The following is a 22,306-nucleotide window of genomic DNA, read 5'->3' as shown; positions in this document are numbered from 1 at the left end:
TCAGTGCCCCTTCTTGTTGCGCTTTCCGGTCGGCCGAACGCCGGGCTGCGGCGCTGACTTCACGGCCTTCCGCGTCTTCGGCGCCTCGACGGCACCGGCTGCCACCGCGACGGGTGCACCCTTCTCGGCCAAGGTGGCCCGCCGGGCCAGGACCTTACGGGTGTGCACCGATACCGGTCCCCAGCGCTCCTTCATGCTCACCAACAGCGGTGTGGCGAAGAATATCGACGAGTACGCGCCGACAGTGATACCGACCAACTGCACCAGCGCGAGGTCCTTGAGAGTACCCACACCGAGCATCCACACCGCGACCACCATCAACGCGATCACGGGCAGCACACTGATGACCGTCGTGTTGATAGAGCGCATCAAGGTCTGGTTGACGGCGAGATTGGCCTGTTCGGCGTATGTTCGGCGAGTCAGATGCAGGACACCACGCGTATTCTCCTCGACTTTGTCGAAGACGACGACGGTGTCGTAGAGCGAGAATCCGAGAATGGTCAACAAACCGATCACTGTCGCGGGAGTGACTTCGAACCCGACCAGCGAATAGACACCTGCCGTGACGACGATGTCGAAGAACAACGCCACGATCGCCGCGGTCGCCATGTCCCGCTCGAAGCGGATTGCGATGTACACGCTGACGATCACCAGGAACACGATCAGCGCGATGAGCGCCTTCTTCGTGATCTGACCGCCCCACGTCTCACTGACGTCGGCGAAACTGACTGCGCTCGCCGACGGATTACCGTCCTTGTCCTTGGGTTGGAAGGCATCGAACAGCGCACTCTGCAGCGAGTTGACCTGGTTGTCGTCGAGGGTCTCCGAGCGAATCTGAACAGTGGCGCCCGAACCGGATCCGACCGTCTGCACGCTGACCGGATCGAATCCGACAGCATTGTTGTAGACCGTCTCGACCTGCGAGGTATCGACATTTCCGTCCGACGGGAACTGAATTCGGGACCCGCCTTCGAAGTCGATACCGAACGTGAAACCGCGCACCAGCATGCTCAGTAACGCGATCAAGACGATTGCACCGGTCAATGCGTAGTAGAACTTCCGTCGACCCACCACCTCGAAACCACCGGTACCGGTGTACAGGCGAGAGAGCCAGCTGTGCTGAGGCATGGTCGACTGGTCGACTCCGGAATCGGTCAGGCCGGACCGAACCTCGGGTTCCACCGACACATCCTTGCCGGAGTTGTTGGACTCGCTCATGCTCGTGTCTCCTTCGCCGACGCTGCGGCGGCAACCTTACGTTCGCGGGCAACCTCTTGAACGGCACCCAGTCCGTTGACGCTGGGCTTCGACCAGAACGCCGAACGTGAGGCCATGCTGACCAATGGCCAGGTCACCAGGAACACCACGATGACGTCGAGAATGGTGGTCAATCCGAGGGTGAACGCGAACCCGCGCACCTGCCCGACGGCCAAGGCGTACAGCACGGCAGCCGCGATGAAGCTCACGGCGTTGCCGGACAGAATTGTCCGTCGCGCCCTGGCCCAACCTCGTGGCACCGCCGAACGGAAACTTCGGCCCTCACGCATCTCGTCCTTGATGCGTTCGAAGAAGACCACGAAGGAGTCGGCAGTCATACCGATACCGATGATCAAACCTGCCATGCCGGCAAGATCGAGACTGAATCCGATGTATCTGCCGAGTAGGACCATGATCGCGTAGACCATGATTCCGGACAGGATCAGTGACAACGCCGTCAAGACGCCGAGCATTCGGTAATACACGAGGCAGTACACCAGAACGAGAACGAGACCGACAGCGCCGGCGATCAAGGCCGCCTGCAACGACGCCAAGCCCAGTGTCGCCGAGACGGTTTCTGCCTCCGATGCCGCGAACGAGAGCGGCAGCGAACCGTACTTCAACGTGTTTGCAAGCTCTTTCGCACTCTCCGCCGTGAAACTTCCGGTGATCGAGGTTGCACTACCCGCCGGGGTCGCGCCCTGGATGGTAGGCGCACTCACGACCTTGGAGTCGAGGGTGAAGGCAGCCTGCTTACCGATGTTCGCCGAGGTGAACTGTGCCCAGGTGTTACTGCCGGTCGTCTTGAACGACAAGCTGATCTCGTGGCGGGACTGTTGGGAGTTGAACACCGACGAGGCATCGGAGATCTCCTGCCCGTCGATGATCGACGGTCCGAGGAGATAAATTATCTGACCGTCCTGCGAGCAGGCCACCAAAGGCAGCGACGGATCGTCGTTACCGCGCAGCGGATCGGCGACCGAGCAGTCGAGGCCGGCCATGGCCTGCTGCTGCACTGCCGGATCGTCGCTCTGCCGGAGCGCACGCGCTGCGGTGATTTCAGCTGCCGCTGCGTCGCCTGCGGTGGCGTCGTCCGGTGTGGCGTCCGGCGGTGTCGTCGTCGGAGCAGCGGGAGTGGCATCGGTACTCGGCGGGGCATCAGGTGTCGTCGGAGCCTGCGCCGGGAACGGCCGGTTTTGCGGGGCCGGAGCATCCGCAGTCGGGGCGTCGGCGGGCGGGGCGTCGGCGGGCGGGGCGTCGGCGGGCGGCGAACCCGATGTCGGCGACTCGGGTGTCGCGTTCGTGTTCGCGTCGCGGGTGGCGACGTCGATCGCGCCGGTTACCGGTCGGATGTACAGCCGCGCGGTCTGGCCCAACGATCTGGCCTGCGCACTGTCGTCGCCGGGAACGGTGATGACGAGGTTGTCACCGTCGATGACCACCTCGGAGCCGGACACCCCGAGCCCGTTCACACGGGTCTCGATGATCTCCTGTGCCTGTCTGAGGCTGTCTTGACTCGGAGCGCTGCCGTCAGGTGTGCGCGCGGTCAACGTCACGCGCGTTCCACCCTGCAGGTCGATGCCGAGCTTCGGTGTGCCCGATTTATCGCCAGTGAAGAACACCAGGGCATACAGCGCCACCACCAAGACCCCGAAAAGGGCCAGGTAGCGGACCGGATGCACCGTTCCGGTGGAAGGTGCCACGATTTTCAAGTCTCCTCAATAGGTGCAGGACAAGCGCGGTTGAACACCACTCGAGCTGCGACGTTCGAACTGCAACGGACGATCGACGGGCGATCACACCGATCCTCGCCGTCACCGGAACACGATCACGAGCCCATCGCGCTCGACCATGTTCCAGTGCCGTGGGTTCAGGAATCCTTGGTCAGTCGGATTTCGGTGTCCGCCGACGTCTCTTCGACCTCGGAATCCGAATCGTCGTATTCGTCTTCGTCGTAGTCGTCATCGTCGTATTCGTCAGACTCGACGACCTTCTCTCGGATGACCAGTCGAGACCAGGTCGAGACCACACCGTCGGCGATCTCCAGGTCCACGGTGTCGTCGTCGAGAGAGACGATGGTGGCGAAGAGACCGGCCGTGGTCTGCACTCGGTCACCCACCTGTAGCGAGTCCTGCATTTCGCTGGTAGCAGCCATCGCCTTCTTCTGCTTTCGCATGCCCAGGAACATGGGCACCAGTAGCGCGAGAATCAGGAGGGGAAAGAGCAATTCCATGTGATGATCAACCTCGGTTTTGTTGCACGTTTTTCGCCACGTCGGTCCCGGTTGGACCTACGCAATAGACCAGTGTGCCATTACTTCGTCCGGATTCCCGACAGATCCTCCGCAGAGACCGGTCGCAGGCGCCACGGATCACCCGTCGTCGGAGTCGAAGAGTGTCGCCTGCGGTTCGTTGACCCGAACTTCGATACCACCGGCGGCTGCATCGGGTGGCGGTGTCATACCGAGCTGCGTCCATGCCGCAGCCGTGGCCACCCGCCCGCGGGGAGTTCGCGCGATCATGCCCGCCCGCACCAGGAACGGTTCGCATACTTCTTCCACCGTCGCGGGCTCCTCGCCTACGGCGACGGCCAACGTCGACACTCCGACCGGGCCGCCGCCGAAGGAGCGCACCAGTGCCGACAACACGGACCGATCCAATCGGTCCAGCCCGAGTTGATCGACGTCGTAGACGGCCAGCGCTGCCTGGGCGACCTCGACCGTCACAACTCCGTCGGCGCGAACCTCGGCGAAGTCGCGCACACGGCGCAGCAATCTGTTCGCAATACGTGGCGTGCCGCGGGAGCGTCGCGCGATCTCCGCGCCCGCAACCACGTCGATGTCGACGCCCAGGATTCCGGCCGACCGCATGAGGATCTGTTGCAGTTCGTCGGGCTCGTAGAAATCCATGTGCGCGGTGAAACCGAATCGGTCGCGAAGCGGACCGGTCAGTGCGCCCGACCTGGTGGTTGCACCGACCAAGGTGAAAGGTGCCACTTCGAGTGGAATGGACGTTGCGCCCGGGCCCTTTCCGACGACGACGTCGACTCGGAAGTCTTCCATCGCCAGATAGAGCATTTCCTCGGCCGGACGGGCGATGCGGTGTATCTCGTCGATGAACAGGACATCGCCTTCGGCGAGGTTACTGAGCATGGCCGCCAGATCACCGGCACGTTCGAGGGCCGGTCCGGACGTCAATCGCAGTGACGAGCCGAGCTCGCCGGCGATGATCATCGCCATCGACGTCTTACCGAGGCCGGGTGGACCGGACAGCAGAATATGGTCCGGGGTGCTACCCCGCATCTTCGCGCCGGTCAAGACGAGCTGTAGTTGCTCACGAACTCGCGGCTGCCCGATGAAGTCGTCCAGACTCTTGGGCCGCAGGCTTGCCTCGACCTCCCCGTCCCCGGACACCAGTTCCGCACTGACCGGCGATTCGTCCTCGAAGTCTTCGCCCGGATCGAAGTTCATCGGGTCTTACCGAGAAGTGCCAGTGCCGACCGCAAGGCCACCGACGTAGTCGCCTCGGGCGATTCGGCCAACACTGTGTCCGTGGCCTGCTCGGCCTGCTTGAGCGGGAACCCGAGACCTTCGAGTGCTTCGACGATCTGGTCTCGGATCGGGCTGCCTGCGATGTGACCGGGAGCTGCGCCACCCGAAGCGGGTACGGAGTCCACCTTGTCCCGCAATTCCACGACCATGCGCTCGGCGCCCCGTTTGCCGATTCCGGGAACGCGGGTCAGCGCCGTCAGATTGCCCTCGGACAGGGCACGCCGCAGAGCGTCGGGCTCGAGAACGGCCAAGGTGGCCATCGCCAGTCGTGGCCCCACTCCCGAGACCGTCTGCAGAAGGCTGAACAGATCTTTGGACTCGGTGTCGGAGAATCCGTACAGGGTCATGGAGTCTTCGCGCACGATCATCGTCGTGAACAGTCGCGCTTCGTTTCCTCGGTGCAGCGCGCCGAGGGTGGCCGGAGTTGCATTGACCCGGTAACCCACCCCTGCAGCCTCGATGACTGCGTGGTCGAGAGCAATCTCGATCACCTCGCCGCGTACCGACGCGATCATCGCGTACCTGCCTTCTTCGTCTCAGCCAGTTTTGCCTGGTATTTGCGCATTTGTTCGGCGGCCATCGCTTCGGCGCGGGCCATCCGTTCGATCATCGGGGCACGCCAGCAATGGCAGATCGCCAGTGCGAGAGCGTCGGCGGCGTCAGCTGGTTTGGGCGCTGTCTTGAGGCGGAGAATCCGAGTGACCATCGCGGTCACCTGCGCCTTGTCCGCGTTACCGCTTCCGGTGACGGCGGCTTTCACTTCACTGGGGGTGTGGAAGCAGACGGGAATGCCGCGCCGGGCAGCAGCGAGAGCGACCACGCCGCCGGCCTGAGCCGTACCCATCGCCGTACTGACGTTGTGCTGGGCGAACACCCGCTCGATGGCCACGACCTCCGGCTTGTACTCGTCGATCCACAACTCGGCGGCGTCGGAAATCCGGAGAAGACGCGAACCGAGTTCCATGTCGGCGGGTGTTCTGACGACGTCGACCGCGATCGGACGTACTGTCCGCCCCTGGCTGCCGTCGACCACGCCCAACCCGCACCGGGTCAAGCCTGGATCCACTCCGAGCACCCGCACTCCATCACACCTCTCCACACCGAACAACTGTTCGATAGCTTAGCGGTGCCGGAGTGCACCTCGGCGTATCAACACGCGACCCGGCCGCGACGGACACCGTCACGGCCGGGTCGATGATCGGATCGGTCAGTCGTCGAGGGCCGCGAGGACCTCGTCGGACAGATCGATGTTCGTGTAGACGTTCTGCACGTCGTCCGAATCTTCGAGAGCGTCCACGAGCTTGAAGATCTTGCGTGCCCCGTCGACGTCGAGCGGAACCTCGACGGACGCCCGGAAGTCGGCATCGGCGGAATCGTAGTCGATGCCCGCTTCCTGCAGCGCGGAGCGTACTGCCACCAAATCCTGTGGCTCACTGACGATTTCGAAGCTTTCACCGAGATCGGTCACCTCTTCGGCCCCGGCGTCGAGCACAGCCGTCAGAACGTCGTCCTCGGACTGGCCGTTCTTCTCGAGCGTCACGACGCCCTTGCGGGCGAACAGGTACGAGACCGAACCCGGATCGGCAAGGTTGCCACCGTTGCGCGTCATCGCCGTACGCACTTCACCGGCTGCACGATTGCGGTTGTCGGTGAGGCATTCGATCAGGACAGCCACCCCGTTGGGTCCGTACCCCTCGTACATGATGGTCTGCCAGTCGGCTCCGCCGGCTTCTTCACCGGCACCACGCTTGCGCGCGCGCTCGATGTTGTCGTTGGGGACCGACGTCTTCTTCGCCTTCTGAATGGCGTCGAACAAGGTGGGGTTGCCCGTGGGATCGCCACCGCCGGTTCGTGCCGCCACCTCGATGTTCTTGATCAGCTTCGCGAAGGACTTGCCACGACGTGCGTCGATCACAGCCTTCTTGTGCTTGGTGGTGGCCCATTTTGAGTGGCCGCTCATGCGATTCAAGCCCCTTTCCTGCTGTGTTGCGCACGCCGAATGCGCGGTTTCAGCTCTGCCGATGTTACCCGCCCCACGTCGCGGTTCGCTGCATCCCCCGCGAAAATTGACAAAATCGCGCATTGTTTGCATAGAATGCAAACAATGCTCATTCGAATCGATCACGCCTCCACGACCCCGCTCGCCGATCAGATCGCGGCCGGGGTTCGCGGCTCCGTGATCCGAGGCGAGATCGGGCCCGGCGACCGTCTGCCGTCGGCCCGCGCGCTGGCCGAGTCGATCGACGTCAACCTGCACACCGTGCTTCGCGCCTACGCCGCATTGCGTGACGACGGACTCATCGATCTACGACGCGGTCGTGGCGCCGTCCTTCGTGCCGAATTCGACTCCGGCCGGGCCGCTCTCGACGAGTCGGCACGCGAATTCGTGCGGCAAGCGCGTGCCATCGGCCTCGACACCACCCAGATGCTCGACTTCATCAAGGAGATCAACTCACGATGACCACCAGCAAGGTCCGGTTGTGGACTTCAGCCTCGTTGACACTCGTTCCGACCGTTGCACTGATCATCGCCCGCCTGGCGTGGGGCGACAATCTCCCCGAGACCGTCGCCAGCCATTGGTCCGGGTCGACTCCCGACGGATTCAGCACAACCTCAACGTTTTTCGCGTGGTCGTTGACACTCTCGGTCATCGCCGTCGCGATCGCGATCACCGTGGCTATCAGGCAGAGTGACAACGCACCGCTGTTCCTCGCGCTGACCTCGATCACCAGCGCCACGTTTGCCACCATCTGGATTCTGAGCGTCGCATTGACCCTCGACGCCGGATCCGCACAGGACGCGCGGCTGGGATGGTGGATCATCGCACCGATCGCCGCGATGGCCGTCGGCATCGCCGCCTATCTGTTGATCGATCGGCAACGCGCCGAAGGGGACTCGCCACTTCCCACTCCGACGTTGGACACCCCGCTCGCCGCAACGGAGCGCGCCGTCTGGATCGGACAGGCTCGCAGCGTCTGGCCGTGGCTCATTGCCGTCGCCATGACCGGACTCGCCGTCGCGACTGCCGTCTATTCGCAGTGGTGGGTAGCTGCGATCATGGGGCTGACCACGATCGTCACCACGGCATTCGCCTCGGTCACCGTCCGGGTGAACCGCCAGGGTGTGACCATCAGTTCCTGGGGCGTGCGGTGGAAGAAGATTCCCGTCGCCCGGATCCGGTCCGCGTCGATGGACGACATCCGTCCGAGCGACTGGGGCGGCTGGGGATACCGGCTCAGCTCCAAGGGAACCGCCGTCGTCCTGCGATCGGGCGCCGCGATCGTCCTGATCTTGGAGAACGGTCGACAGTTCGCCGTCACGGTCGACAACCCGGAAGGCGGTGTCCGGCTGATCAACTCACTGATCCAGGCGCGCACCTCCTGACAATGTCGATCACTCACCGCACGAACAGGGCGGATGCGGCATCGGCCGCGAGATAGAAACCGACGAGACCGAACGTCCATCCGATCGCCGTGTCGCCGTGCTCGGACACAAAGCTGTCGAGCTGAGCCAGGGGCTTGGTGAGGCGCGCCCCTGCAACGAGCCGGATCTGCAGCAGCACTATCGCCGGCAGCACCATCACCAGGCAGTATCCCGCCAGCAGAACAATCGACACGGCGATCGACGGCTCGGCGGCGGCGACCATCGCGATCGCAGCCAGATACGGCAGCATCGTCACCACTTCGGCGACACCGGCCGCGACGGCCAGTCCGGCCACCGCGGGCGACGACCCGTTCGGATCCGATACCCGACCGCGCCACTGCCGAAGTCGATCGGGGACGCCGGCTTCTCTCCGCTTCGCGGAATCGAATCGGAAACTCCACGCGAACAGCGCAACTCCCAGAACCAGTTGGCCCACCTGCACGCCGGGACGGTCCAGTACGTCGACTGCCGCTACCCGGACACCTCGCGTCAGAGCGAGGAGAACCAGTCCCAGGATCAGATAGAACGTGCCGAGCACCCCGAGGTAGAGCAACAACCGACGAACCGGAGGCCGTCCGGGAACGAGCATCATCCACACCGGAACGACCAGGGTCCCGATACTCGTGCTGTCGACGAGGGCAAGCGCGACCAGCGGAGCGAGTAGAGCGGTGTCCATCGAGTCAGTCCTGGCCGCGCGCCGCGTTGACCAAGTCGTATACGCCGACGATCACGAGCACCGCTCCGAGCGGTCCACCGCTGAACCAGAAGAACTCGGCGTCGCGCGCAAAAAGGCACAGTCCACCACCTCCGAGAACCAACAGAATCCCGACAGCCACCTCGATGCGTAGTTTCATCCGTCAAGCGTGTGGTGTGGGAAGGCCCCGCACATCGGCCGTCGGGATCGGCGTTGCGTCATCATTTCGGATGACGAGTCGGATGTCGGTGTGTGTTGAGATGGACTTCGTGTCGACGTCGAGCCCGCATATCGTCAAATGGGGTGATCTGCTGATCGCTCTCGGGCTGTTCGCGGCCGGGGTGACTCTCTATCTGGCCGGGCTCGGCCGTATGTGGACCGACGTCACCGGCGTAGCCGACGTTCCGCTGACAGCCCGTGTCGCACTTCTCGCCGTAGTGTGTGCGATCACGTCGCTACGGCGGAAGCATTCGGCGACTGCATTCGCCGCCGGCTCGGTCCTTCTCGCGGTCGACACGGCCCTCGGCCCCACTCTGCCGATGTGGCTCGTCTTCTCCGACATCGTCTATGCCGCGATTCGATACGGTAGCGGCAGACTGAGCCGGATGGTGTTCGCCGCCACCTCAGGCGCTTTGACGGTGCTGACCGGAGCGGTGTACGTCACAACTGCCGACGTCGGCACCGCCGCTGCGGTCGCATTGGTGTCCGCGTTGTTCTTCGGAACTCCGATGTGGTGGGCGCTGACCATCCGCCGACAACGTGAGATCACCGAGGCCGAACGTGAGAAATCGCGTATCCGTGAAGCATTGGCCGCCCTGGACCGCGACGCCGCAATCGCACACGAACGCACGACGATGGCCCGCGATCTGCACGATGTGATCGCCAGTCATCTGTCCGCGATAGCGATCCACTCCGAAGCCGCTCTGACATCGCCGGCAGGTCGCGCCGACGAGAAACTGCGCCTGATCCTGACGTCGATCCGATCCAGCAGTGTCGCAGGACTTTCCGAGATGCGTTCGATGATCGAACTCTTGCATGCTGCCGATCCCGGCTCCGATCCCGATTCTCGGGCCGCTCCCCCACGACTGGCTCACCTTCCCGTCCTGATCGACGCGGCACGAGCTGCGGGAAGCGAGGTGGATGCGCGCATCGACGTCGGCGAGATACCGAGCATCGTCGATCACACTGTCTACCGCATCATCCAGGAGGCACTGGCCAACGCTCTCACACACGCTCCGAGCGCCCCGATCACCTTGACAATCGAACTCGGCGGCGACACGGTCCGTGTCGAGATGTCGAACCCGGCGGTCACCCACAATCCGGATTCGTCGACCCTGCGACACGGCTTGGCCAACATGCGCCACCGAGCGGAACTACTCGGCGGATTTCTCGACGCACGTGCAGACGGCGGAACGTGGGTGGTTCGCGCATCTCTACCGGTCCGAGCCCCAGGAGGACGCACATCATGATCACGGTGGCACTGATCGACGACCATGCCGCGATCCGGCTCGGTTTGTCGATGATCCTCAGCCGCGAGGAGGACATGGAAGTGGTCGCCGAAGCCGGCAACGGCGCGTCGGCGGTGACGGTCGTGCGAACCCATCAACCGGACGTAGTCCTGATGGACATTCGCCTGCCCGGAGTCGACGGGATCGAGGCAACCCGGCAGATCACCGGTTCGACGCGTAGCAACGTTCTGATCCTGACGACGTTCGACCTCGACGAGTACGTCTTCGGGGCGCTCCGAGCGGGAGCGTCGGGGTTCCTGCTCAAGACCGCCTCTGCGGACGAGTTGACTCACGCCGTCCGCAGCGTCGCGGCGGGCGACGGCGTGCTCGCACCGCAGGCCGCGAGGACGTTGATCGGCGAATTCGTCCGAAGTGCCCCCACTTCGGTTGTTCCGGCGGGCTTGGGTGAACTCACGGGTCGAGAACGGCAAGTCCTGGCACTACTCGGCACCGGTATGTCCAACGCGGAGCTCGCTCACCGACTCGGGGTGAGTGCGCCGACGGTGAAGACGCACGTGTCGCGGGTGCTCTCGAAGCTGAACCTGACCTCGCGGGTACAGGCAGCGATCCTCGCTCATGAACTCGGCCTGTGAAACCAGACGTGTGACCGGCGAAAACACCGTCAAACGTGAAGATTCGGAATAGAATTCGACGATGGCCGACGAAGGGGCGGATTCGTGACCACATCCCGGCTGGGCACATTCGCCACACTCACGGTCGTCGTTCCGGTGGTGATCCTCGCCGCGGCGTGTGGCGCGCACACCCGAGACGCCGATGCCGCCGGTCCGGCGTGCAGGCAGTTCGAGTCGTTGTCAGGGAACGTGAGCTTCGGTGATGTCGCGGCCCAGCCCACCACACCGTCACTCGCGCCGAACCAGCCCGAACAGGGACCGCCTCCCACCCCGCCGCTCCCGTCGCTGAACTCCGTGAACTTCGGGCAGACCGACACGGGCGACACCGTCGTCTTCAACCTCGACGGCAGCGGATCAGTGGGCTGGTCCGCCCGATTCGTACAGACGCCGCTTCGATACGGCACCGACGCGCCGATTCAGATTTCGGGTTCGTGTGTCGTGCAGATGGACCTGACCGGGGTCGAGTCGAATCACGAACTGCCACTGAAGCAGTCGACTACACGCGATACGTCGGCAGTTGTCGCGCTTGTCAGCTGTCCGAGCCGCAGCGCGATCGCGCAGACTTTCATCGGCACCCGAAGCGGCAGTCCCACGGTCACTGTCGAGTCGTCGTCCGAGCGCCCGACGATCACGGTGACCGTTGCGTCCTGACCGTCCCCTGCCGGTATCCCGGCACCTGACTCACCGAGCGCAGGCGCGACTCGATCAGTAGGCTTTCCCCGTTCGCCGGACGACGTGCAGGCCAGGAGGAGACGCATACCGTGAGTACCGTTGTTCCACCTCATCCCCCACGCCGGGTTCCGATTCTCGGTGACGTCATCGGGCTCGATCCCGTCAGGCCGATGCAGAACACGGCTCGGATTCTCGATTCGCTCGGCCCGATCTACCAGCGTCGTATTCTGGCAATGCGGTTGACATTCGTCGGCGGCGTGGACCTGGCCGAGGAACTCAACGACGAGACTCGTTGGCAGAAACATCTTGCGCGGCCGCTCCGACGTCTCCGGCCGGTGTCGGGCGACGGACTTTTCACGGCCGAGAACGACGAGCCGAACTGGGCGAAAGCTCACGCGATCCTCATGCCCGGCTTCACTCAGAAGGCGATGCGCAGCTATCACGACACGATGGTCGAGGTACTGAACGAGATGGTCTCGTCCTGGGACGACGCCGACGCACCCCTGGACGTGTCCGGCGAAATGAGCAAACTGACACTCGAGACGATCGGACGGGCCGGCTTCGGTTATCGCTTCGGCTCCTACGATCGTGACGAGGAAGATCCTTTCGTCACTGCAATGCTCGGAGCGCTCGATTACATTCAGCGGACCGGACTTCCGATACCCGGTAGGCCGCAGTTCAACCGCAGTCGACGGCGCAGGCAGGCCGCTGACGTCGAATACCTGAATTCGGTGGTGGATCGAGTCATCGCGGATCGACGCGTCCAGGCTCCGGAGCGCGGCGATCTGCTGGCCCTCATGCTCGACGGCGTGGACCCGGAGACCGGTACGTCGCTGGACCCGGTGAACATTCGCCGCCAGATCCTGACCTTTCTCGTGGCCGGTCATGAAACATCGGCAGGTGCACTTTCCTTCGCGCTGTGGCTGCTGTCCCAGAACCCGGAAGAAGCGGCGAAGGCGCGGTCCGAGGTCGATGCCATGTGGCCGGGCCGCGAGGTTCCAGCCGTCGAATTCGAACAGGTCGCGAAGCTTCGCGCCGTCCGCCGAGTTCTCGACGAGACGCTGCGCCTGTGGCCGACAGCACCCGGATACTTCCGTGAAGCGAAACAGGACACGTTGTTGGCCGGAAAGTACGCCTTCAAGAAGGGCGATTGGGCAATGGTCGTGCTACAGCAGGTTCACCGCGACACAAGTGTGTGGGGTGAGGACGCAGACCTGTTCCGCCCCGACCGCTTCCTACCCCGGCACGTCAAGGAACGGCCCGGTTCCGCGTACAAGCCGTTCGGCACCGGTCCGAGGGCCTGCATCGGACGGCAGTTCGCCTACCACGAGATGCTCATGGCTCTTGCCGTCGTTCTCCACCGGTACGAGTTCGACGCGGATCCGTCGTACCGACTCGACGTTCGCGAACAACTCACCATGCGGCCACAGGGATTCGCAGTGACAGTCCGGCGAAGATAGCCGGGGGCGACTCTCACTCGGGCAGACATGCCGCGGTGACCACCCGCTTCCACGTGTCCGGATGCGAGTGCCAGAAGTTGTGTGGAACGTGTTCGACGACTTCGAAGCTGCCGCGGGGCACAAGTTCCGCGAGTTGCCGCAGCGGCCACGCGGGGCGAATGTCGTCTCCCGCCGCGAGGAATTTCATCGGCACCGGAGAGTCTGCCAGTTGCCGGAAAAGTCGCGGTTCGTGAATCCATTCGAGAATAGACTCTTGAAGAGATTGCCACACAACGGGTTCCCGTGGAATCTCGGGATCAGGTTCGGTCCTCGATGTGTACCGCTGCGACCACGATCGGTCCTTGTGCAGACCGTGCCCCGCCACACCGACAACACTGGTAACCGCTTCCGGGTGGTCGAGTGCGTAACGCACCGCGAGGTCGGATCCCCACGAATGACCGAGTACCGTCCAGCAGTCGATCGACGCCGAGCATCGGATACGTTCGAGATCCTCCACTGCCTGCGCCATCGTGTGGGCCCCGCCGTCCGACCGGCCGACGCCTCGTGGTTCCGGGCACCACGCCCGCATGTCGTCTGGAACCAATCCGTCCTGCGCGAGGTAGTGGACGCATCCCGGAACGCCGGACAGAACCAGAACGTCGGGACCCGAGCCACTCACGCCGACGTGAAGCCGAACGTCGCCGGAGGCGTTCACGGACCGCTGCTCCATGGGGCCAACCCTAACCACGTCGAGTCGAGGGCGCCGAGAATGCCCACTTACCTAAGCTGTATAGGCAATATACAATAAGTGATAGCAAAGCACTGTCGGCCGAAGCGTCGGCTCGATCCACCAACTACGTACAGGCGAAACCCATGAATTTCCAAGACAACTGGATTACGACAGCCATCACCGAGGATCTTCTGCGTGGCGCCCTCGACCTCGAGCGCACCGATCGCGGCCTCCTGCCGCACCGACTCCCCGCCCGCGCTCGCGCGCAATTCGTCGACGGCCAGATCGCGACAGCGGAAGCGCAACCGTCCGGTGTGCGACTGTCGTTCCGGACCCGTGCCACAGCCCTCGAACTCGACACGCTACCCACCAAACTCGTCTACACGGGCGCACCGCCACGTCCGCAGGGCGTGTACGACCTACTGGTCGACAACACCTTGACAGCTCAGGCAACCTCGTCGGGCGGCAATGTCGTGACCGTCGACATGGCGACGGGTACGGCACACCGGGAAACCGGACCTGTCAGCACCGTCCGGTTCACCGGCCTACCCGACCGGGTCAAACACGTCGAAATCTGGTTGCCGCACAACGAAACCACCGAACTGGTCGAATTGCGTTCGGACGCTGCTGTCGAGCCGACGGCGGGCGACAGCCGCCGGGTGTGGCTGCACCACGGCAGCTCGATCAGCCAGGGCTCCAATGCCGCCGGTCCGTCGACGACGTGGCCGGCGCTCGCGGCCACGGCCGCAGACCTGGAACTGGTCAATCTCGGTTTCAGCGGGAGCGCACTACTCGATCCGTTCACCGCTCGCACGCTGCGTGACACGCCGGCGGATCTGATCAGCATCAAGATCGGGATCAATCTGGTCAATACCGATGTGATGCGGATGCGCGCGTTCGGTCCGGCAGTTCACGGGTTCCTCGACACCGTCCGTGACGGCCATCCCACAGTTCCCTTGCTGGTAGTCTCGCCTGTTCACTGCCCCATTCACGAGGACTCTCCCGGACCGGTAGCCTTCGACACGGACGCACTCGCCCGTGGGGAGGTGCGGTTCGTCGCCACCGGCGATCCCACCGAGATCGCCGCCGGGAAACTGACACTGCGGACCATTCGAGACGAGTTGGCTCGTATCGTTGCGCAGCGAGCGACGAACGATCCGAACCTGCACTACCTCGACGGACTCGAGCTGTACGGCGAGGCCGATGTCGAGGAGCATCCACTCACTGATCAGCTCCACCCGGATGCTGCAACGCATCGCCTCATCGGCGATCGTTTCATCGAACGAGTATTCGACGCAGCGGGCGTATTCACCGCTGAGCCGTTACCGAACTCGCGCAGATAGACGCCGCCCAGAGCTTGCTGGGCTCGAGGCAGCGCCGACGCATCTCTGCGAACAACTCCACACTCGCCACACCGGGCCAGTCCGGCGGCAGCATGTCGTCGGGCAAACCCGGATCGAGGTAGGGGATGATCCGCCATTCGTCCAGCACCGGGACGAAACGCTCGAACGCATCCCGACCGACGGTGTCCTCCCTAGCCGCAATCTCATTCGTGTGATCGAGGAACTCCCGGTGCCGCCGCGCAAGCTCGTCGAGGTCCCACCACTGTGCGGCCGCGTCCCGCACCGTGGTGGGGACGTCGAGATCCTCGACTCGGAACGAGGTCACGTAGTCGGTGAGATCGAGCGCGGCGACGATCGCCCTGACCTCGCCGGACAAGTAGTCGGGGCAGATCCACAGCCCGGCCGACACGGTCCCCACTCCGATCGAGGAGAGCCGCCGCCGAAGTTGATGGCGCGCTGCCCGTTCGGATTCCGGGATGCCGAATGAAATCAACCGCCACGAGTCCCCTCGTTCCATCCGGCGGAATCCGAAGATACGCGGATCACCTCGCGAGAACATCGCTTCTGCTGCATCGGTGATCACGTATCCGCTTCGACCGTCACGACTCTCGGCGTCGAGGACACCTTTGCTCTTGAGCCGCGCGACGGCCGTGCGGGTGCTCTGCGGCGAGACTCCGAGAACCGACAGTAGTTCGGCGAACTCGGCGATCGCACACCACCCGCCGAGGTCACGGACATAGGCACCGAGCACCGTGCGCGCGAGCGAGGTCACACTCCCCGGGCGCGATTCCAGATCGTCGAGTACCGCTCCGGCAATCGCGCAGGAGAACGTGTCATTGTCCATGCCGGCAATCCTTCCCTGCTACACCGACGTACCGAACAACCGATACCCGACTCAGTCACCGAGAAGTTCGGCCCGGATCGCCGACACCCCGGCATACACCTCGCGAAAGGTGGTGCTCAGCGGACTCAAACCCAGCCGGATGCCGTCTGGCCGACGGAAATCGGGAATGATGCCCCGATCCCACAACCGGGCGGTGATCTCCCGGAACTGCGGGTGATCGATCGTCACGTGCCCACCACGACGACGTGCGTCCAGCGGTGAAGAAATCTCGACCCCGAGTGGAACCAGCCAGGCCTGCACCAACTCGAGCGTAAATTCCGTGAGCGCCAACGACTTCGTCCGCAACGCCGCCATTCCCACCTCGTCGATCAGATCGAGGGTGTCCTGGATCGGAATCATTCCGATGATCGCCGGTGTACCGCTGAGCACCCGCCGAATTCCGGGCGCGGGAACATATCCCTGAGCCATCTCGAAAGGCGCATCGCGTCCCATCCACCCCCAGATGGGCTGAACGAAATCATCCAGATGAGTCGCGGCGACATACGCGAACGCAGGTGAACCCGGCCCGCCGTTGAGGTACTTGTACGTACAGCCCACTGCGAAATCCACGTCCCACCTGTCGAGTTCGATCTCCACCGAACCGACCGAGTGGCACAGGTCCAGAAGCAGCAATGCCCCGGCGTCGTGTGTGATCTCGGTCAGTTCAGGGATGTCGAGCAGGTAACCGGACCGGTAGGCGACGTGACTGAGTACCACCAGCGCGGTCTGTTCGGACAGCACCGCCGACACGTCCTCGGCTGTGACCCCGCCCCGGAAATCCGCATCTATCCACCGCAGCGTCAATCCCCGATCTGCGGCAATGGATTCGAGAAGATAGCGGTCGGTCGGGAAATTGTCGCGGTCGAGGACGATCTCGGTTCGTCCTGGCCGCAGCGCCAACGCACCCGTGGCGAGCTTGTACAACAGCACAGTGGTGGAGTCGCCGATCGTGCACTGGCCCGGACCGGCACCGAGCACGGACTCCCCGAGCCGGTCACCGAGAGTCAAAGGCAGATCGAACCACTGTTCGTCCCACCCCCGAATGAGCCGACCCGCCCAGGCGTCGGAGACGAATGCGGCGAGACGATCCGCCGTGGCACGAGTGGGCCGGCCCAAAGAATTACCGTCGAGATAGGCGACGATGCTCGGGTCTTCGCTACGCAGAAAACGGGCCGGATACTCACGCAGCACGTCGGCGGTATCCAGCTCGTCCGCGCGCACGGCAAAATCCAATGGGGTGGTGGTCATGTGCATCTCTCCCGTTCAGATGTGTGAAACAGTTTTCGTCAGCGGCCGATCTCGGTCCGAACGGCAAAGAGTTCCGGAAAGAACGTCAGATCCAGTGCGCGTTGCAAGAACCCGACACCACTCGAACCACCGGTGCCGGTCTTCATCCCGATAGTCCGCAGCACCGTGCGCATGTGCCGGAACCGCCACAACTGAAAGTTCTCCTCCAGGTCGACGAATTCTTCGAACGCCTCGTACACCGCCCAGTGCTCGTCGGCGCGCTCGTACACCGACTTCACCAGCGGGATCAGATTCGGATCGAGCACGTATGCCGCGCTGACGTCACGATCGAGCGTCGAGGCAGGAACATCGAGCCCTGTGCGGGCCAGATGACGCCAGAACGCGTCGTAGAGGCTCGGTTCGCGCAACAACGTCTCGAGTTCCCGATGAGCGACCGGATCCGACTCGAACACCGACAGCATTCCGGCGTTCTTGTTCCCGAGCAGAAATTCCACCGCCCGGTACTGGTACGACTGGAAACCCGACGAATTCCCCAGAGAATCACGGAACTGCGAGTATTCGGTAGGTGTCAAAGTGGCCAGAACCGACCACTGCTCGGTGAGTGTCTTCTGAATATGCTTCACCCGCGCAATACATTTGAGCGCCACACCGGTCTCGTCTCGATCGAATGCATCCCGAGCGGCCCGGGTCTCGTGCAGAACCAGCTTGAGCCACAACTCCGTGGTCTGATGCTGAACGATGAACAACATCTCGTCGTGATGCTCCGGCCGGCTGACCGGATGCTGTGCACTGAGCAGCGTATCGAGATCGAGATACGCCGCGTAACTCATCTTCGCGCTGAAATCAGTGACGATCTGTTTCTCGATCGCGCGGGTATTACCTTCGACCGTCATGGCGGGTCCTCGTCGTCTTCGCGGGCAGGTGAGAGGCGGAGCAACGAATGTCGTGTCGCCTCCCCGTCACGGTATTGCATAATCGTGCCGAACGCTAGAATATTGTCACATGCATGCCTTGCCAGATGGCTCCACCCAGTCGACGGTGATCCTCGGTCCCGACGCGGTCATCGATCTGCAGACCGCCGCGGAAACTGTCGAGCGAGCGGCCGGCGCCCGCGGCATCGCCGTCGAGATACATTCCACTGCGTCGGCGCGGGAGTTCGAGGCTGCAGTCCGCTCCGCTCGGCCGGACACCATCGTGGTTCCGGGATCTGCGTTACTTCCGGACGTTGTCGATGCCGCATTCGTTCGCGTCGATCTCGACGCACGCCGTCGCGTCGTGACTGCCGGAGTCCGTGTGCAGATCCGTGGACGAGGCCTCGACGGCCTGCGCTACGCCGTCGACAGTTGGTATTTCAACCAGCGGAAACCGGCAACGGTCAGGTCGTACGGCGAACACTCCGACCAGCAGATCGACCTACGGATTCCCGACGGGCCGGGACCGCACCCGGTGGCCGTACTGATCCACGGCGGTTACTGGAAGCCGTGGTGGGATCGTGATCTGATGGACGCTGCGGCCGTTGACCTGACCGCCCGCGGATTCGCCACCTGGAACGTCGAGTACCGCCGTCCCGGCGAGTACGGTTGGGACGCCACCACCGACGACGTGGCAGCGTCACTGGCCGCGCTCGAATCGATGGCGGACTCGCTCGACCTTCGCCGCATCGCGGTTCTCGGGCATTCAGCAGGCGGGCAACTTGCGTTTCGGGCAGGAGCCGATGCCGTCTCGTCCGGAGCTGTGGTCCAACCGTCCCTTCTGGTGAGCCTCGCCGGTGTACTGGACCTTCGCACCGCCGACGAGCGCCATCTCGGCGACGGTGCGGTGTCGATGGCGCTCGGCCATCGGTACAGCCCGGAATCGGCGACGTACCGGCTCTCGTCCCCGATCGAGCGACTGCCGATCGGTATCCCGCAGTTGACAGTGTGCGGAGCTGCCGACTCGTCCGATCTGCGCGACATCGCCCGTCGATACACGAAGACAGCCTCCACGACAACAGATCTCGTGGACATCGTCGAGGGCCCCGGCGATCACTTCGCGGTGATAGACCCCGGCAGTGAATTGTGGCGTCGCACGATCGATCGGATGACTGACGCCTTGACGTAGGAATCTCCGCGACATCGACCACGGGACCTTTTCCACGATCTCCGGCGCCCAGCGCTCGTATTCGACGGCGCCCCGTCAGCTTGGGACAGGTAGCAGAAGATCCCCGTTGCGCTTCCGAGCGGTTGCCCGTCGGATCGGGCCGCATCGCAACGGAATCGGGCGTCAGCCGAGCAATTGGGACGGCGCCGCCGCCGTCGTCGTCGATATGTTTGCCTACCAGCGCCTCCACGGTGGCGACGATGACCGCCAGGTATCGATCGTCGGTTCCTCGATCACTCGGCGATGCCGACACCGGTAGCGGCACCTCGTCGACGACACATGTCCAGGCCCGGTGTCGACGACACATGTCCAGGCCCGGTGTCGACGACACATGTCCAGGCTCGGTGTCGACGCTCCGGACCAGCGGGTACGCACTCTCACATCCCCGAACAACGAGTACGATGCGATGCGGATCACCGGCGCACCTGGACCGGGATCGGTTCTACCGCCGTCGAATTCACGGTCCCCGAAAAGATCGAAACCATCGAGCTCCACGCACACACCCTCGGGAACCACCAGACTGGTGTCTCCGAAGATCGACACGACGGTGATCGTCGAGGTGGTCGCGTCGACTGTCGCCGAGCGCAGGTCCACGGTGAAATCTCCGAACAACAGCCAGGCGCGTGTCTTCACTGCCAACGACCAGCGACCGGACCGCTTGACGTCGCCGAAAACGCCGACGATCGTCGATTGTGGAGGCGGCACCGTGGCCGGTGAACCTGCGCCGAACGGCACGATCTGCGCAAGTTGCACCGCATCCACAGATGGCGACCAGACCTCGGCCACCTTGTCCGAATACTCCTCGAGAGTCAGGCGCCCCTCCCCCACTGCCGCTTCGAGACCGGCTTGTGCGGCGGCGCGGAGACCATCGATGTCATTACCGTCGTCGGCAGCGGTCATGTACGCACCGTAGCGTGATTCACCCGTGACGGTGAGCGCGCCTCCGACTCTCGAGGTTCTTGCATTCGAGCCGTCAGGCCGTCAGGCCGTCAGGCCGCCGTCGACGAGTAGTTCCGTGCCGGTGATGTACGACGCCTCGTCCGAGGCGAGGAACACGATTGCTGCAGCGAGCTCGCTCGGCTTGGCGAACCTGTCCATCGGCACCCGCAACCGCTCCTGCGCTTGCGCGTCCGCGTCCCACGTCGCCTCCATCAGCGGGGTGCTCACGATACCGGGGGCCACGCTGTTGACCCGAACACCCGAGGTGGCGTAGTCCTTGGCCGCCGCATGCGCGAGGCCACGCACGCCGAACTTCGCCGCGGAGTACGCGACGTTCGGCGTCTTGCCGTGAAATCCCGCCGTCGACGAGATATTGACGATGGAACCGCCGCCTGCCGCGACCATGCCGGGGATCACCGCATGCATCCCGTAGAAGGTACCGTTCAGATCGACTTCGATGGTGCGGCGATAGTCGGCGATGGACAGCTCAGCGGCAGGCAGGAACGGGCCGGCAATACCGGCATTGTTCACCAGCACCGTGATCGGACCCCACGCCGCCTCGGTTTCGGATACCAGGGCCGCCCACGCCTCGGGATCGGTCACGTCGAGGGGGAAGAAGCGAGCAGCGTCTCCGAGTTCGGACGCCAGCGCCTGACCCTCGGTTTCGAGAATGTCCGCGACCACGACGCGGGCCCCTTCGTCCACCATGGCGCGCACGTGTGCCGCCCCCATTCCCAGCGCACCACCGGTGACCACGGCGATCTTGGTGTCGAGCCTGCCCATGTCGTCCTCTTTCGTCGATGTCGGGTTACTTCCGCAGCCCTAAAATTAGTCCCAGATAGGACTATCGCAAATACGATACTCCCAACTGCGACTATTGATTGTGAGCGTATAGTTTCGCCTGTGGCGACCGAATTCGACGAACTACGCGCAAGCAGCCGGCGAGCCCTCGCGGCGGCACACAGCGTTCACACCGGGATGTCCCTGTTCCTCGCCTGGCGGATTTCGGATAGATCCTTCGCCGATGCTCTCGTTGCTTTCGACCTCACACCACGGCAGTACAGTTTGCTCTTGAATCTCGCCGCGGACGCACCACTGAGTCAACGCGAACTTGTCGAACGCGTCGGCGTCGACCGCTCGGGCGTCGGCAGACAGATCGACGACCTCGAACAGCGCGGGCTCGTCGAGCGGCGCGCAACCCCTGGCGATCGACGCGCACACGCCGTGCATATCACCACCGCCGGCGCCGAACGGCTGCGCGAAGCAGACGGCGCGGTCCAACACACGTTACGTGAGGTCTATGCACCACTCACCGACGAGGAAAACGTCGAACTCGGCCGCCTGTTGACCAAGATCGTCGAACACCGCTGACACCGGAATCGACTTCGCAACTCCACCGTCGAATCCCTTGCACGGCAAACGTTTCAACGAAGATCCTTCGCTCCGCGAGGTCCACCACAGGCGAATTGTCATCGGGAATACCGACTACGCGGATTCCCGTCATGCACCTGACGCAGTACACCGATCTGGGATTGCACGAGGTCATGCGACCGATAGTGGTCGGCGCCGACTTCTCACCCGGCACCCGAGACACTGCCCCGCAACTCGACGTGCCATACCCCCACGCGGTCAAAGTCGTCACACGAGTCGGCGAGGCCGTGACGTCCGACCCGCCGAGCGAGCCTGTGTTCGATACCGAGTTGTACCGACCGGCAGGTCAGCGTGAACAGACCCCAGGGAACGTCGAAAGGTGAGGTATCGAACTTCCTCGACAACAACGCATTCCGGGGCCGGATGCTGTCGGTTACCACTGCGTTCGGCCACCTCACGATGCCGAACGACGATTCTG

25 protein-coding genes are annotated in these 22,306 nt (G+C 63.6%); 10 read left to right on the top strand and 15 right to left on the bottom strand.

The window, feature by feature from the left end:
- The 7 genes from secF to ABH922_RS09410 form a co-directional block, all read right to left on the bottom strand.
- A complete protein-coding gene (gene secF / locus ABH922_RS09440) occupies positions 1–1,218 on the bottom strand; it encodes a protein translocase subunit SecF (protein ID WP_424806668.1) in 1,218 nt (405 codons plus the stop codon).
- Positions 1,215–2,960, bottom strand: coding sequence for a protein translocase subunit SecD (secD, locus tag ABH922_RS09435; RefSeq protein WP_424806667.1), 1,746 nt, complete (start codon positions 2,958–2,960; stop codon positions 1,215–1,217). Before secD ends, secF begins: the two co-directional genes overlap by 4 nt.
- Positions 2,961–3,127: 167 nt before the next feature.
- Positions 3,128–3,490, bottom strand: coding sequence for a preprotein translocase subunit YajC (gene yajC, locus ABH922_RS09430; RefSeq protein WP_424806666.1), 363 nt, complete (start codon positions 3,488–3,490; stop codon positions 3,128–3,130).
- A 138-nt stretch (positions 3,491–3,628) separates the two neighbouring features.
- Positions 3,629–4,726, bottom strand: a complete 1,098-nt coding sequence (gene ruvB / locus ABH922_RS09425) for a Holliday junction branch migration DNA helicase RuvB (protein ID WP_424806665.1) — start codon at positions 4,724–4,726, stop codon at positions 3,629–3,631.
- Positions 4,723–5,322, bottom strand: coding sequence for a Holliday junction branch migration protein RuvA (gene ruvA / locus ABH922_RS09420; RefSeq protein WP_424806664.1), 600 nt, complete (start codon positions 5,320–5,322; stop codon positions 4,723–4,725). The genes ruvB and ruvA overlap by 4 nt, the downstream gene beginning before the upstream one ends.
- The gene (gene ruvC, locus ABH922_RS09415; protein ID WP_424806663.1) at positions 5,319–5,888 is read right to left on the bottom strand and encodes a crossover junction endodeoxyribonuclease RuvC; all 570 of its coding nucleotides are present in this window, start codon (positions 5,886–5,888) and stop codon (positions 5,319–5,321) included. Before ruvC ends, ruvA begins: the two co-directional genes overlap by 4 nt.
- Positions 5,889–6,014: 126 nt before the next feature.
- A complete protein-coding gene (locus tag ABH922_RS09410; protein WP_424806662.1) occupies positions 6,015–6,767 on the bottom strand; it encodes a YebC/PmpR family DNA-binding transcriptional regulator in 753 nt (250 codons plus the stop codon).
- A 144-nt stretch (positions 6,768–6,911) separates the two neighbouring features.
- Here ABH922_RS09410 and ABH922_RS09405 point away from each other — a divergent pair, with 144 nt between their 5' ends.
- Both ABH922_RS09405 and ABH922_RS09400 read left to right on the top strand, forming a co-directional pair.
- Complete coding sequence (locus ABH922_RS09405; protein ID WP_424806661.1) at positions 6,912–7,268, top strand: GntR family transcriptional regulator; 357 nt, start codon at positions 6,912–6,914, stop codon at positions 7,266–7,268.
- Positions 7,265–8,191: a hypothetical protein gene (locus ABH922_RS09400; RefSeq protein ID WP_424806660.1), complete on the top strand. Its 927-nt coding sequence runs from the start codon at positions 7,265–7,267 to the stop codon at positions 8,189–8,191. The genes ABH922_RS09405 and ABH922_RS09400 overlap by 4 nt, the downstream gene beginning before the upstream one ends.
- Positions 8,192–8,204: 13 nt before the next feature.
- On the opposite strand, the gene ABH922_RS09395 is transcribed toward ABH922_RS09400, so the two are convergent.
- Positions 8,205–8,906 (bottom strand): GAP family protein, encoded by a 702-nt coding sequence (locus tag ABH922_RS09395; RefSeq protein WP_424806659.1) that lies wholly within the window; start codon positions 8,904–8,906, stop codon positions 8,205–8,207.
- Between the two features lie 4 nt (positions 8,907–8,910).
- On the bottom strand, positions 8,911–9,084 hold the full coding sequence (locus ABH922_RS09390; RefSeq protein WP_424806658.1) for a hypothetical protein: 174 nt from the start codon (positions 9,082–9,084) through the stop codon (positions 8,911–8,913).
- Between the two features lie 109 nt (positions 9,085–9,193).
- Between ABH922_RS09390 and ABH922_RS09385 the strand changes: the two genes are divergently transcribed.
- The 4 genes from ABH922_RS09385 (at position 9,194) to ABH922_RS09370 (ending at position 13,196) form a co-directional block, all read left to right on the top strand.
- A complete protein-coding gene (locus ABH922_RS09385; protein WP_424806657.1) occupies positions 9,194–10,393 on the top strand; it encodes a sensor histidine kinase in 1,200 nt (399 codons plus the stop codon).
- Positions 10,390–11,025 carry a response regulator gene (locus ABH922_RS09380; protein WP_424806656.1) on the top strand — a complete coding sequence of 212 codons (636 nt, stop codon included), beginning with the start codon at positions 10,390–10,392 and terminating at the stop codon, positions 11,023–11,025. The genes ABH922_RS09385 and ABH922_RS09380 overlap by 4 nt, the downstream gene beginning before the upstream one ends.
- Positions 11,026–11,109: 84 nt before the next feature.
- Entirely contained in the window at positions 11,110–11,715 is a 606-nt protein-coding gene (locus tag ABH922_RS09375; protein ID WP_424806655.1) for an AMIN-like domain-containing (lipo)protein, read from the top strand.
- Positions 11,716–11,825: 110 nt separating this feature from the next.
- Positions 11,826–13,196, top strand: coding sequence for a cytochrome P450 (locus tag ABH922_RS09370; RefSeq protein ID WP_424806654.1), 1,371 nt, complete (start codon positions 11,826–11,828; stop codon positions 13,194–13,196).
- 13 nt (positions 13,197–13,209) lie between these two features.
- Here ABH922_RS09370 and ABH922_RS09365 read toward each other — a convergent pair whose 3' ends face one another.
- Positions 13,210–13,905, bottom strand: coding sequence for an alpha/beta fold hydrolase (locus tag ABH922_RS09365; protein WP_424806653.1), 696 nt, complete (start codon positions 13,903–13,905; stop codon positions 13,210–13,212).
- A gap of 143 nt (positions 13,906–14,048) precedes the next feature.
- On the opposite strand from ABH922_RS09365, the gene ABH922_RS09360 reads away from it, so the two are divergent.
- The gene (locus ABH922_RS09360; protein ID WP_424806652.1) at positions 14,049–15,248 is read left to right on the top strand and encodes a GDSL-type esterase/lipase family protein; all 1,200 of its coding nucleotides are present in this window, start codon (positions 14,049–14,051) and stop codon (positions 15,246–15,248) included.
- On the opposite strand, the gene ABH922_RS09355 is transcribed toward ABH922_RS09360, so the two are convergent.
- From ABH922_RS09355 to ABH922_RS09345, 3 genes are read right to left on the bottom strand one after another with little or no spacing between them, the layout of a single operon-like run.
- Positions 15,214–16,092: a PaaX family transcriptional regulator C-terminal domain-containing protein gene (locus tag ABH922_RS09355; protein WP_424806651.1), complete on the bottom strand. Its 879-nt coding sequence runs from the start codon at positions 16,090–16,092 to the stop codon at positions 15,214–15,216. The two genes, ABH922_RS09360 and ABH922_RS09355, sit on opposite strands and share 35 nt — an antisense overlap.
- Positions 16,093–16,143: 51 nt before the next feature.
- Positions 16,144–17,379, bottom strand: a complete 1,236-nt coding sequence (locus ABH922_RS09350) for a kynureninase (protein WP_424806650.1) — start codon at positions 17,377–17,379, stop codon at positions 16,144–16,146.
- Between the two features lie 38 nt (positions 17,380–17,417).
- A complete protein-coding gene (locus tag ABH922_RS09345; protein ID WP_424806649.1) occupies positions 17,418–18,272 on the bottom strand; it encodes a tryptophan 2,3-dioxygenase in 855 nt (284 codons plus the stop codon).
- Between the two features lie 109 nt (positions 18,273–18,381).
- On the opposite strand from ABH922_RS09345, the gene ABH922_RS09340 reads away from it, so the two are divergent.
- On the top strand, positions 18,382–19,479 hold the full coding sequence (locus tag ABH922_RS09340; RefSeq protein WP_424806648.1) for an alpha/beta hydrolase: 1,098 nt from the start codon (positions 18,382–18,384) through the stop codon (positions 19,477–19,479).
- A gap of 213 nt (positions 19,480–19,692) precedes the next feature.
- On the opposite strand, the gene ABH922_RS09335 is transcribed toward ABH922_RS09340, so the two are convergent.
- Both ABH922_RS09335 and ABH922_RS09330 read right to left on the bottom strand, forming a co-directional pair.
- Complete coding sequence (locus tag ABH922_RS09335; RefSeq protein WP_424806647.1) at positions 19,693–20,418, bottom strand: LiaF domain-containing protein; 726 nt, start codon at positions 20,416–20,418, stop codon at positions 19,693–19,695.
- A gap of 81 nt (positions 20,419–20,499) precedes the next feature.
- A complete protein-coding gene (locus ABH922_RS09330) occupies positions 20,500–21,240 on the bottom strand; it encodes an SDR family NAD(P)-dependent oxidoreductase (protein WP_424806646.1) in 741 nt (246 codons plus the stop codon).
- A gap of 120 nt (positions 21,241–21,360) precedes the next feature.
- Between ABH922_RS09330 and ABH922_RS09325 the strand changes: the two genes are divergently transcribed.
- Positions 21,361–21,828, top strand: a complete 468-nt coding sequence (locus ABH922_RS09325; protein WP_424806645.1) for a MarR family winged helix-turn-helix transcriptional regulator — start codon at positions 21,361–21,363, stop codon at positions 21,826–21,828.
- Positions 21,829–21,959: 131 nt separating this feature from the next.
- Positions 21,960–22,211, top strand: coding sequence for a hypothetical protein (locus tag ABH922_RS09320; RefSeq protein ID WP_424806644.1), 252 nt, complete (start codon positions 21,960–21,962; stop codon positions 22,209–22,211).
- The last annotated feature ends 95 nt before the right edge of the window (positions 22,212–22,306 follow it).

It is taken from the genome of Rhodococcus sp. 27YEA15, assembly GCF_049739425.1.
Lineage (GTDB): Bacteria > Actinomycetota > Actinomycetes > Mycobacteriales > Mycobacteriaceae > Rhodococcus_F.
Note: the sequence above shows the minus strand (reverse complement) of the source record. Positions and strands in the feature narration are given on the sequence as shown.